Here is a 13,377-nt window from a genome sequence, read left to right as displayed (position 1 = left end):
CATGCGTCTGCCTGACTTATCTTTTAATCTGCCAGAGTGGAAAGACTCGGATTTTAATCTGATAAGAGCCGCCGAGAAAAAGGTAAAAACCATCGCTTCTGATGCTGTTAAAGGTTCAGATGCGTTTCAGCAGGCTTTTCGTCGAATTCTTGAAATTGTGTTGTCCGGAAATACTGACAGGCTGCCCGAGAGTATTAACACCAGTGTTGATGTGCGTGCGATTACCTACCTGCTGGGCTCATGGAATGATTTTGCCAAACACCTGACGTTAAATAAGCCGATGCTGGAAGCCATGGCGATACCGCGAAACCCAATGAGCAAGCTATCTTTGCTACAGCTGATACGAGCCTATTTTGTGCGCTACGACACTGTAGCAAGCCCAGAGGTACTAGCAGATTGGCGAGAGTTAATCTGTTTGCAGTTTAGTAAGCTTGAGCTAAAAGGTGCTTCCAGCGATTTAGCATCATACGCCCACTTTGCTGAAATATTGTTTTCTGCAGCAGGTCCAGCCGCGGTGGTGGCATTTGCTAAGAACAAACAAAGCGATTTAGATGGTGTGCTGCGTGAGCTTGGGCTAAGTGGCTTCAGTAATGGTCGTTTTCTTACGTTATGCCGTTATCAGTACTACCTCGAAACATTAAAAACGATGCCTGTTGGTGCTGAGCATGAAATCCTGCACGAGGTGGTAAAAACCGACGTTGTTAATGCACCGTTTGATGACAGTCGTTTGCTTGGACATGCCGTTCTGGAAATATTAATCGATCGGTCCGCAGGTTCGGCTATTTCATCTGCATGGCAGAGTGTCATTTTAACGATTGCCGGTGACCCTCGGGTGCCAACCTCCAATCCAAATTATCAAAAATGGTGGGTATTGCTCGGAGAGCAGCGTATCGGTTTAATGCGCGGCTGGTTGAGCCGCTTTGATCTGGCGCTGTTTTTGAAGGTCCTTGAGCAAAGTGCCAGAGACACTAGTCATTCTGATATGGAAAGAATGTTTGAATCAAGAAAGCGGTTCATGGAGGGCCTGCTTGAACAAGGTGTCGTGTCACAATCTAGACTCTTCCTAAGTACGAGCGCTGAGCGTTATTTAAAGAGATACTACAAGCAAGACCAGCTCCCTGAGTATGCGCGTGTAGACTCAAAAGATACGTCAATGATCTATCTGAACCTAGCCGGAAAAGTTCACATGGTCGAGGGAAGCCATAGCTTTAAACTTAAGCTGTTCGACCAATTGCCGAGCAAAAGCAAACTTATAGATTATAGTGCTACCAAGTTCTCTGATTTCTCTCTTAGAACCGGGGTTGTAGGGCAGTATTATCAAGAATTTGAGAGTGTTGGGGGCTTAAGAGACTTAACACACGATGTCCACCTAAATTGGCAACATAGCGCTATTACCTTTTTAGCTGAACAAGGTATTTCGGTTTCTATCCATGAGTTAATTGGCGCAGCACGATATAGAGAATATAAGTCGAAGTTTGGGGTGTATTAGTATGGGGATCCGCGATCTAATTCAAAGCTTCAGATCAGCAGGGCAAGAAAACTTATTACGCTGGCGTGTTGACCCGATTGAGGGGGTTGATTTTATTATTGAGCGTAGAGCTCTTGTTAATGAAGAAAGCTACGCCATAAAAAACCCATATTTTGGCATGCAGCTCGCTTACTTAAAGGGCATGGTTGAACAAAATAAAGCGGTAAGAAATAGTAATGGCTTTACCATTTTATCCGAAGATGTTGTTGAGCTAGGCGAAGACTTTATTTCACTTTTCGATTTTCCTGAATTTTATCCGGGAAGCTATATCACAAGATTTGAAGGAAATACTGGAAAGTCGGCATTTAAAGCATCGGTCGAACTTGCTTTGCCTGGCAGCAGTAATATTCCGTACTTTAGCGTTTTCGGCCCGTTACTCAAATTAACTGAAGATGAGATGTATATGCTTCAGCCTGCCGATTGGCGTGCTCTGCAGGCACTTAACCATCACGCCGGTTTATCCGCAGAAATGCGCGGTGAGTATGAAAACAACTGGTTAGTTTTTCAGCTGCAATTAGCAAAGCGTGCGGGAATGAAAATCAGTTTGGCGCATTTTGACAATATTGACATCGTTCACCCTGAGAAGGTTGGTGTGGCGGTTGATGTATTGCCAGACGGTGATTTAATGCTTACACCGGCTTTTGGCGATGGATTTAATGTTGACGATATTAAATCCCGCTTAGGACAGATAAGCGCTGATGATAAACATTGCATCTTAAGGGTCAGAAATAAGTTTGTATTGTTAGATGAAAAACGACTGGAAGCCGCACAAGAAATCCTGACTAACCGGCGAATCCCAAAGAAGCAAGTCGCTTCTTTTTTACAAGCGCCAACCGCTTACTTAAATGCTGCGTTAATTGATTTAGATACCGGTTTTTCATTACGGGTGCATGGGGCAGAGAAGTTTTGTCAGCGCTACTTTGGCGATGTTGAAAAGTCAGGCGTGAATTGGTTTGAAAGCGCAAACGACGTGATAGAACCGGCTGCGCAGCTCAGCAGCATTATTGGTGATCAGCAGAAACTTGATGAGGTGAGAGCGTTATTTGAAGATGCGCAAAAAACGGGCGCTGAAATAATTACTGTTGACGACAGGTTATTTGATATCACTGACAAGCCCAAAGTTCAGGCAACGCTTGATGAGATTCAACAAGCAATTAATGAAGGCAGGATTAACCCTGAACCGCAAGTGCCGGATGCTATCGACGAAGACACTGTCATTGCGCCTGAAAAGGCTGTCGTTGCGATAGATAGCAACGACGATAGTATTGAATACAGCAAAGACTCTCGTGTTACTGGTTTGGATTTATCGGATATAAACTTTGCTCGAGAAAATCTAAAGCGCTCACCTTACCCACATCAGGATGAGGGTATCCGTTGGCTACTCGCACATTTAGAACAGATCAATAAAAGTGCAGAGCCAAGCGGGGCCTTGCTGGCGGATGATATGGGGCTTGGTAAAACCTATATGACGCTAGTGGCTATCTCTGAATGGTACAAACGCTGCAGTCAGCAGAACCGTGCACAAAAACCAGTACTGATTGTTGCCCCGTTAAGCCTGATAGAGAACTGGCAGTCGGAGGTAGATGTTACTTTTAACAAGTCACCGTTTAGCGACATTGTTGTTTTGCAGGCGGGAGGCGACTTAAGCCGCTTTAGGGAGGCGGGCGCTGGGCGTGAGACCTTGCAGGAATTTGCAGATGCCAATCTTATTCAGGACGCCAACTCTATTCGGTATGCTCTTAAAGTGGGTAAAGTATATGGCTCTGATCGTCTGGATGTGCCGCGCCGCCTAGTATTAACTACCTATCAAACGCTGCGGGATTATCAGTTTTCATTAAGCCGGGTCGACTGGAGTATTGTCGCTTTTGATGAAGCACAAAACCTAAAAAACCCTAATGCATTATCTACCCGCGCCGCCAAAGGGCTCAAAGCAGACTTCAAATTACTAGCAACCGGTACACCGGTGGAAAATACATTGAAAGACTTTTGGTGTTTATTTGATACTGCGGTGCCGGGGTTGCTGGGAGCCTGGCAAGCATTCAGAAAAGATTTTATTGCCCCGATCCTGGGGGCTTCCCCAGAGCAAGTGAATCAGGTTAGGCTTGACGTTGGGCGGGAGCTTCGTAAGAGGGTCGGCGACTACATGCTGCGACGAACTAAAGCAGAAAAGCTAAAAGGTTTGCCGGAAAAACGCATTTTTAATGGCGATACAGAAGCTGGTGAAGGGAAGTATTTGCCTTTGTTATCGGCTGTTATGTCTGGGCCTCAGCTGGACTATTACGATACCATTATCAGCAATGTTAAGACCTGTAGTCCTGAAGACAAGCGTGCGGTAATTCTGCCAAGCTTGCGGCAGCTAAAGGTTGCCAGTATTCATCACGAAATAGATGCGAAACTGTCCATCCCCAAGACCAGCAATGAGCTATTAAAGCAGGCTCAGTTATCAGTAAAGCTGCAGTCTCTAGTTGCGGTGTTAAAAGAGATAGAAAAACGTGCTGAAAAGGTGCTGGTGTTTGCCGAGACTAAAGCCGTTCAGGCTTATGTTTGTGCACTTGTAACAAGCCTATTCAAAGTACAGGTGGACATCATTAATGGCGATACCCAAGCCGTAGCAACTAAGCAAGATACTCAAACCCGCAAAGCGATCATAGACCGTTTTCAAACTGCGCCTGGATTTGGCGTTATTGTCATGTCTCCTGTCGCTGCGGGGGTTGGCCTGACTGTTGTTGGAGCAAACAACGTTATCCATCTTGAGCGGCACTGGAACCCGGCAAAAGAAGCGCAGGCTACAGATAGGGTATATCGGATAGGCCAGACGAAAGATGTCAATGTGTATATCCCCATGGCTTTGCATCCGAGCTTGCGTTCATTTGACCTGCATTTGAATGGCTTATTAGCAAATAAGGTGGACTTAAGTGACGCTGTCGTTGCCAACCCGACGCTAGAGCCCAGCGACTTGGCTGGTTGTTTTTAAGACTGTCTAAATAAATAGTAAATGGAATTTCTTTGAGTTTTATTGATAACAATCACGCCGAAACGCAGTGTAAGATTCAGCCGCACTGGCTAATGCGGTTGCTTGGTAAAAAGCCTGTACTGTTACAGCTAGCTAAAAACCAACTTGAGTTAGAGGTTTGCAACGGAAATCGCTTTATCGTCTCACCTGAAAATCTGGCGAAAGCCAACGTCAGACGTGATGGCTTTTTCTTCTCAGACTTGTGTTTGAAAACCGATCAAGGCGATATCCTGATAGCGGGGATAACCAAGAAAGATAGCTTACAGCATATACACTGGTTGAAAGGTATATGGTTTCAGCAGCTTGAACCCGAAATGAGTAGTGTATCAGCTGAGATTAAATCCCTTCTTGATAGTGGCTATCCCAGAACATCTAAACTTCGGCACGCAGTGTCATTGGCGAAACAAGCGGTAAAGCGATTTGGGGCTGTCGGAGATAAGACTGCGTATCCTAATGTTAACTTCACCGCGTTCGAATGGTTACAGTTTCTATCTGGCTGGTCCGAATCAGACTTCGCTTTGCTACGAAAAAACTATGTCAATGAGCAGCTTCTCCTTTATAAAAAGTTCTTTGATGAGGTAGAGAGCAAACCGCTAACCGAGAGGCAGCGGGAGGCCTGTGTAACTGACGATGATAACAACCTGGTTTTGGCGGGGGCCGGAACTGGGAAAACCAGCACTATGGTTGGACGCGCTGGTTATTTGTTGCAAAGTGGACAGGCGAATGCAGAAGAAATTCTGATGTTGGCTTTCGCTAATAAAGCGGCAGCTGAAATGCAGGAGCGGATTGAAAAGCGTTTAGGGGATTGCGGGATTACCGCCAGTACTTTTCATAAGCTGGGCAAAGATATTATTGCCAGTGTTGAGGGGAAACAGCCGTCGCTGTCGCCACTTGCTGAAGACGATAAGCTGCTGGCAAAGCAGGTGAATGAATGGTTTGAAGAGCATTTAAAGCAGCCTGCGTATCAAAAGTTGGTGTTGGATTATTTCCAGAATTACCTTTATCCGGTTAAAAATGCTTTTGATTTTGACAGCGAAGGAGCGTATTTCGATTACATACTGGCCAACGACATCCGCACGCTTAAAGGCGAGAAAGTCAAAAGTCTGGGCGAATGTCTGATAGCGAATTACTTGCTAAGGCAAGGTATTGAATATCAATATGAGGCTCGCTACGAGCATCCTACGGCAGATGTGTTTCATCGCCAGTACCACCCCGACTTTTACCTGCTGGATTACGGTATTTATATTGAGTTTTACGGTATTGACCGACAAGGCAATACCGCACCTTATGTAAACCGGCAAGCCTATCATGAGGGCATGGCCTGGAAGCAGCAATTACACCAAAAGCATGGGACGAAGCTTGTCGCCTTGTATCACTATCAACATCTGGACGGGACGTTATATACCGAATTGGATAAACAATTCGCGAACTTTGGCGTCAAGCCAGAACCCTTGCCACCAGAAGCGGTGCTTGAGACGTTGAGAGAGTTTGGTGCGATATCGGCTTTTGCACTGCTGCTAACTGATCTGCTAAAGCGCTACCGGGCTAATTGTTATGAACAAGGTCAACTAGAGAACGCTATAGAGGCCGCTGATAACCCTCAACAAGTGCGAGCGGCGTTGTCTTTGCTTTTGCCGGTAGTCGATGACTATCAGCGCTTACTGGCCAGGAACAATCATATCGACTTTGACGATATGATAGGTAAAGCCCTTAGTTATGTGAAAAGCGGACGTTTTAAAAGCCGATGGAAGTACTTACTAGTTGATGAATTCCAGGATATTTCCGATGCCAGAGCACGGTTGGTTACGTATTTGCGCGATAGCGTGCCTGGGGCGTCACTGTTCTGCGTAGGTGATGATTGGCAGGCCATTTATCGTTTTACCGGTAGTGATTTGCAGTTTACCACTGACTTTGTTTCGCGGTTTGGCCCCACTCAAACTACACCTTTGGATCTGACCTTTCGCTTTAACAACAGCATCAGCGATGTCGCCTCGCGTTTTGTGCTGCAAAACCCTCAGCAGGTCAGAAAGCAGCTGAAAACCTTAACCCGTGTGACTAAACCGACCGTCTCATTAATGCGAGCGGATAACCGCATTAGCCCGGGAGAGCCGGACCGATTAGAAAGGGTACTGCAAAAGATAACTACGATTGCAGAGCCTGGTAGTACTGTTTACCTGCTGGGCCGGTTCGGCTTTAACTTACCGGACTATGCCGAATTAAAGCGTTTATCCCGCCAATTTCACCAGTTAAAACTGGAATGCTTTAGCATTCACGCGTCAAAAGGCAAAGAGGCCGACTATGTCGTTATCCTTGGATTAGAAAACGGCAAGCATGGGTTCCCCTCACAGAAAGTAACGCACCCACTGCTGGAGGCGTTATTACCCGCTAAAGAGCAGTTTGAATATGCTGAAGAGCGACGGCTGTTTTATGTGGCGTTAACCCGCGCCAGACAGCGGGCATATCTTATTACCGATATGGCCGTTGCATCAGAATTTGTAGTCGAGTTACTAAACGACAAGTATCCGCTGGAACTTAATGAATTTGAAACGTCATTAAGCCAGCAGCTATTCCATCTAATCAAATGCATTAAATGCAAAACCGGCAGCATGGTGCCAAGAGCCGGGCAGTTTGGTGCTTTTTTCGGTTGCAACAAATACCCGCTCTGTAGCCATACCGAACCAGGCTGCAGCAAATGCAGCTCTGCTATGACGCGTAGGGGGCGGTTTAAAGTCTGTCTTAATGACGAGTGCGGAAATTGGGTGCCGGTTTGCCCCAAATGTGGTGCTGATATGTTGCAACGATCAGGGCGCTACGGTGCCTACTGGTGCTGCCGCAATTCCCGTAAAGAAGGCGTTAGTTGTGGCCATAAGGAGCAGATTATTGAATTCGAATGTCTCCAGGCGTAAGTGTCATGAGGCCGAGTTATGCGGACGATGTCTTGACCAAAGTTTGTATTATTGATCTTTTAATCGAACAATAGTCGGTCAAATCTTACGACATTTTATGGGAGAAAACAGATGGAAAATAAGCCGGCAAATTTTCAGCCAGATGTCCTTAAATTGGTGCAATTTGTATTGAAAAAATCTGAAAAACGCGAGAGTTTCAGTGTTACTGAAGCAGCCAGAGAAAATGAACTCAATGGGATCAATGAATACAGAATTGCAGAAATATTGCGAGAGGTATGCCTTGAACCAAATGGCCCTGATTCAAAGTTTAAATTAACAGACCCTACAGGAAACAGCTGGTCTACCCAAGGGCGTTGGTCCCTGAAACCCGAAGCATACTTTGGGTATCTGTCGTACTTATCGAACGTCAATGCTGAGCATGCTAACAAAAATGCAAAAACGGCTATTTGGTTAGCAATAGCCACTTTAATTGTAACAACAGGTATTGGAATTTTGGGTATCGTCTTGAGTTAGGTTTAGTCAATGAATTAAAGCGTGGTCAACTTGGCTGCCACGATAGGAATCGAATCCTCAGCTATATAGGGTCTTCCAAAGCATTTGTGAGGAATATGGTGCCTCTGGTGGTGCCAAATTTATCTGTAACGCGTAAATTGCCTCTGAATTACAAGATAAGCCATAATTCCGGATAAACAAGCAACACAAAGAGCGCCATGCTTGTAGATGGTATTGCTTCTCGTTTGTTTGAGGGGAAATGACTTTTAGATCGCAGTGTAGATAAAGATGGTTCTTTAATGCCTTTTTCCAATACTGGAAGATTGTCAAATATTAGTTTTAGTATCAAATTCTTCTTTGATTAAAACAGTGTATTCCGTTTTTCTCATGGTTATTCAGTGCTTAGTTAAGATAAAGTCGGTGTTGCTTGAGATAGTTTGTATAAATTTAAAAACTGACCATAAAGTATCATCAGGAAAAACTTTTTTCACAAGGAGCTAGTTAACTCTTTGAAATAATTTGACCTTGTGTAAGACGCTCTGCTCCGCGTGTTACAACTTTCTCTCCAACATTCAAACCTTCGTCTATTGTTACCCATTCTCCTTCACCCTCACTAACCTTAACTAGTTTGCGCTGTGCTATGTTGTTTTCATCTACTGTGACAACATATATCCCAGATGCCCTGAGTAGCAGAGCATCTCTGGGAACAATAACTGCTGTTCTTGGATCACGAACTGGAATTTTTACATTTACTAACTCACCTGCTAGCCAGTATTTTGAGTCTTCAATTAATTTCAGCCTTATCTCAGCACGTTGACTTTGCCCGTTTGATGCTGGGATCACAGCAGAAATTGCAACTTTTGAGCTCTGTTTTGTATTAGAAACGCTTAAGTAGTCTCCTAGTCGGATAAAGCGTAAATATTTAAGTGGTACATAAGCATGGACTGTTAATTGATGAGTGTCCTGAAGACGTGCTATTGGCGAGTTCTTGGAAATGTCCCTGCCAGCTTGTTGTATGCGCTCCGCCAGAATGCCGGAGAACGGTGCTTTTATTTGGGTTCGTTCAAGTTGGTCGTCAAGCTGTGCTAGTTGAGCGGTCATTATGTTTGCATCGGCAAGAGCAAGTTCATGATCAGACTTTGCTTTGTCTAATTGAAGCAATGATATACTTTGGTTCTGGTGTAAGGTCTGTAGTCTTAAATGCTCTTTTTTAAAATAGTCGGCTTTTAACTGCGCTCGTTGTATATGAGCATTAATCTCTGCTTTTTTGAGTTGCAACGGCAAAGGATCAACTTGAGCAATAAGCTCACCGGCTTTTACATCAGTGCCTGGTTCAAGTATCCAAGTAAGCCGTCCATCTACACCTGCCGTTAATACAACATTGTTGGTGCTCAATATTTCGCCTGGTACATCAGTTGTTGGTACTTCATGACTGGCTTTTGCTTCTGTAATTTCCACAGATGTAAGAGATAAACTCTCTGATATCGCTATGTTTGAGAAAAAAGCTGCGATAATGAGCGCAAATTTACTCATATTTGGTCTCTTTGTTGGCATTTTGTGAACTACTTGGCTTTGCAGCTGACGTAAGCTGTATTACTGCTGGTAATAACACCAGGGTAAGAATGGCGCTCACGGCCATACCTCCAACGATAACCGTTGCCAAACCACGATAGATTTCTGCACCAACTCCTGGAAGAAGCATTAGTGGGAGCATGCCCAGTAAGCTCGTCAAAGTGCTCATATATACAGGGCGAGCGCGAAGTTTAATGGCTTGCTGCACGGCATCTGATGTGATTAGTCCACTTCGTTGCCCAAATCGGGTTTGCTCAACCAGAAGAATGGCATTGTTAACAACTAAGCCCATTAGAATGATAAAGCCAATCATGGTTAGCAAATCGAGTGATTGGTCAGTAAACAAGTTTAGCAGTGACAGGGCTAATACGCCTCCCGCAATTGCTATTGGCATGATGAGTAACACCAGTAATCCATCGAGTAACGAGCGAAACAAAGCGGTGAGAAGTAACAGCAATATTAAAAGCGCCAATATAAAATTGATGGCCATTTCATGAATAGCTATTTCCATTTGGTTAGCGTTACCACTTAGGACTAGTCCGCCATCGTCTGGTAGCGTGGATTGTATTGCGGGTAATATGTGCTGCTCAATAATCTGCATGCCTTCATCTAGCGACATACCCTCTGGTGGGCGAACTATTAAGCTTATTGTGCGTTTGCCACCAACACGCCTTAACTGCGATGGACCTACAGTTTGTTGCATTTCTGCAAGATTCCCCAACAGCTGAATGCCGGCATTTGGGGTGCTAATTGGCATCGCCTCCAGTTGTTCGGGTGTTTGCCATGGGGTTGATTGAAGAATGACATCCATTCGGGTGTTGCCATCAAAATGCTCGGAAACAAAAAGCCCGCTTGTAAATGCACGCAGGTAGTTAGCTATCTCTGCACGGGTTAAGCCAGATTGGCTAATAGCCCTGTCATTTGGTAAGAATCTTAATTCTGGTTCAGCCATTTCAAGGGACGGTATCGGCTGTACGCTAGCCTCGGGAAAGTGTTTTCTGAAAGCGTTAACCGCCGATTGTGCTGAATTAATAAGCTCAGTTAACGTTGAACCCTGTATGTTTAGTTCTATATTACGGCCGTCTCCTCCGCCGGAAACGTTTATCATTGAACCACGGGTTAAATAAACGCTAGCATCGGGAATATCCGCAAACAGTTTGTGCTGAACCAGTTGCATTAGTTCCTTAACACGAGATGGATCAGCAGAGTAGATAAAGCCCCCTGTAGCGTTTGGACCAAATGTGTAAAAGTTATAACTCTTAATCGAAGGTTTTTTAGCGCCGCTGTAGTAAGGTGCTAGTCGCTCAGTCACACGAGTCGCCAATTCCTGCTCGATATACTCAATATTGCTACCAGCTGGAAGACTTAAAAAGTAATAAAAGCCGTCAGTGGGAGCTCGTGGCATAAAGTCGGTCTTTGGTAACAATGAGATAGTGACAAAAAATGAGCAAAGCAGAGTGCTCGCGGCCCAACCAATACATTTTTTTTTGGTACTGGTTAATTGCATTACGAATTTTGAGAGACTGTCCCAATATTGAGCAAAAATGTCAGGGCGACTATGCACCGGCAACCAATATCGGCTAGCTAAAGGCACCACAGTAATTGCTGCAACAAAGCTGCTGCAAACAGCTATTGAGAGAGTCAAAGCAAGATCAGAGAACAGCTGACCTTCAATACCCGCCATGAACATAATAGGTAAGAAAATTGCTACGGTTGTAGCAGTAGATGCCAGTAGAGCTCCACTTACTTGTGTTGCACCAAGCAGCGCCGCCTTTTTATCACTTAATCCCGTCTGTTTTAAACGCAGGATATTTTCTTGGACAATAATTGAGGCGTCTAAGACAAGTCCTACAGCAAATGCCAAGCCTGCCAGTGAGATAACGTTCAGACTGCGGCCAGATAACTGAAGTAAAATTAGCGCAATAGCGAGTGAAAAGGGGATGCTTAAGGCAATTATGGCCGTCGCTCTCCAGCCCCGAATAAAAAGCCATAGCAAAGTGAGAGCCAGTAATACACCCAAACCTAGATTGCTTTGAACTAACGCTAACGCATTACGTATATGAACTGACGCATCAAAGCTAAGTTCAATTGTTAACCCAGCTTGTAATAGCTCGCCTCTGTTCAATTCTTGAATTGCACTATTTATTTCATCAAGAACTGCAACGGTATTTGCGTCACTATTCCTCGCAATAGTGATGTAATACGCTTCATCACCATTGCGCAATGTAAAGCTATCACGCTTGGAAAATGTTGTGTCAACCTTTGCAATGTCATGCAGGTAAATAGGCTGAGTGCCGTGATACCCTATAATCATGTCGAGCAAAGATTGTGGGGTAAATTGACCTTCAAAGCGCACCGTATATTGGCGGCGACCTACATCAGCAAAGCCCCCTGAAGTATCTTTTGCAGAACTAACTTGGTTTGCAATAGTAGTTAAGCTAAGCCCCATGGCTGCTGTACGTCGAGGATCGAATACAATATGTAGTTCCTCAGGTCTCTGACTGTTCAAATTTACCTGAGCTACACCTTTTATACGGCTAAGTCTGGGATATACAACGTCTTCAATAATCTTCTGGAAGTGTGCAATATCCCCAATAGGATGATCTGGTATCGCTCTGATCAATAGTGAGGCGGTATTTGGCGCTCCTCTGGGGCCTCCGGCAATGATTTTTGGTTCAGTAGCGTCGATTGGCAGTGGAGGGGCCTGGTTAAGGTTATTGATGACATCGAGCATAGCTTGCTGCATGTCAGTACCAAGCTCATAGGTAAGCGTAATTGTACCGGAGCCCGGTTGAATATTTGTCTCAACTTTAGTCACGCCACGGGCACTTTTGACCAAGTTCTCAATCGGCTCAATAATAAGTGCTTCGACTTCCTGCGGCGCAGCCGACCGCCAGCCTGTTAAGATTGAAATTTGCGGCTGCTCGATATCAGGAGTAATTTGTATTGGTAATTTAAATAAGCTGATTACACCAAATAGGATGCAGAGAATCGTTATAACGATAACACCAGCGGGGTTGTTTAAGGCATTTGACGTGAGATTCATAAAAGAGTGTTGGTAACGTGTTTTAGATAGTTATATTTGGCGGATAAGAACTTATTCCTATCACTAGCAGCGTTATTAGCCTGCGTATGCTTGGTGTCATAACGCAGTAAAATTCCCTACATCTGAGGTGATACACTGTTCCTACTCCCATAGCAGGCTCTCGAAATCAGTAACCAACAAAACCATGCTTAACGCAGCAAAAAGATTTTTTTCTTTTGCCGGCAAGTTGGTCCATTCGATAACAGTGCCTAAATTTACCTTGTCTATAGTCCAAAGCGCATTGTTTTGGTCATGAATAGTAAAACCGAGTGGAATAGCACTAGGAATACTTGCATCTTGATAGAGATGTTCAGATTCGATTCTGTAGCTCGTTAAACCGTTTACTAATTCTCCAGTTATGCTGTTAAGTTTGTTCTGTTTTAACTCGAAGACTGCTTCGCTGGTGCCAGAAAAAATACATCTTAATAACGGAAGATTTCCCAGCGACGGATCAAGTTCCACATCCTTGTAGCTAAGGCCGACTATCAGCCCTGAGCAAGAGGCTGAAATATAGTCATTTGTGGTTAAGGTTCTTGAATGGTACGAACCTTTTAATCGACCGCTACCAATATTAATTGAGCTGTCGAGACGTCCTGAATCTGAAGTTTCTACAGTACGCCATTGGCCAAATGAAATTGGCTTATTCCACGAGAGCGGATTTATGCCTGTAACATCATGTAACTGATATATCGCCTTATTAGCAGGAACATACATTTTTGCAGTGCTAACACAGCCACTTAAAGCATAAGACGATAGGAGTGCAACAACGAGCGGTTTCACA

Annotated in this window: 7 protein-coding genes; 4 read left to right on the top strand and 3 right to left on the bottom strand. The window is 44.5% G+C overall.

From position 1 onward, the window contains the following. Position 1 precedes the first annotated feature (1 nt). From ABGI61_RS08440 to ABGI61_RS08425, 4 genes are all read left to right on the top strand, one after another. Positions 2–1,489, top strand: a complete 1,488-nt coding sequence (locus ABGI61_RS08440; protein ID WP_347599759.1) for an EH signature domain-containing protein — start codon at positions 2–4, stop codon at positions 1,487–1,489. A gap of 1 nt (position 1,490) precedes the next feature. Then, positions 1,491–4,502 carry a DEAD/DEAH box helicase gene (locus tag ABGI61_RS08435; protein ID WP_347599756.1) on the top strand — a complete coding sequence of 1,004 codons (3,012 nt, stop codon included), beginning with the start codon at positions 1,491–1,493 and terminating at the stop codon, positions 4,500–4,502. A 32-nt stretch (positions 4,503–4,534) separates the two neighbouring features. Continuing rightward, positions 4,535–7,447 carry a UvrD-helicase domain-containing protein gene (locus ABGI61_RS08430; protein ID WP_347599753.1) on the top strand — a complete coding sequence of 971 codons (2,913 nt, stop codon included), beginning with the start codon at positions 4,535–4,537 and terminating at the stop codon, positions 7,445–7,447. 111 nt (positions 7,448–7,558) lie between these two features. After that, positions 7,559–7,960, top strand: coding sequence for a hypothetical protein (locus ABGI61_RS08425; protein WP_347599751.1), 402 nt, complete (start codon positions 7,559–7,561; stop codon positions 7,958–7,960). Positions 7,961–8,440: 480 nt separating this feature from the next. Here ABGI61_RS08425 and ABGI61_RS08420 read toward each other — a convergent pair whose 3' ends face one another. The 3 genes from ABGI61_RS08420 to ABGI61_RS08410 form a co-directional block, all read right to left on the bottom strand. After that, positions 8,441–9,472, bottom strand: a complete 1,032-nt coding sequence (locus ABGI61_RS08420; protein WP_347599748.1) for an efflux RND transporter periplasmic adaptor subunit — start codon at positions 9,470–9,472, stop codon at positions 8,441–8,443. Beyond that, entirely contained in the window at positions 9,465–12,557 is a 3,093-nt protein-coding gene (locus ABGI61_RS08415; protein ID WP_347599745.1) for an efflux RND transporter permease subunit, read from the bottom strand. Before ABGI61_RS08415 ends, ABGI61_RS08420 begins: the two co-directional genes overlap by 8 nt. Before the next feature lie 141 nt (positions 12,558–12,698). After that, entirely contained in the window at positions 12,699–13,376 is a 678-nt protein-coding gene (locus ABGI61_RS08410; RefSeq protein ID WP_347599742.1) for a hypothetical protein, read from the bottom strand. Position 13,377 lies beyond the last annotated feature (1 nt).

This window comes from Rheinheimera fenheensis, assembly GCF_039871805.1.
Classification (GTDB): Bacteria; Pseudomonadota; Gammaproteobacteria; order Enterobacterales; family Alteromonadaceae; genus Alishewanella; species Alishewanella fenheensis.
Note: the sequence above shows the minus strand (reverse complement) of the source record. Positions and strands in the feature narration are given on the sequence as shown.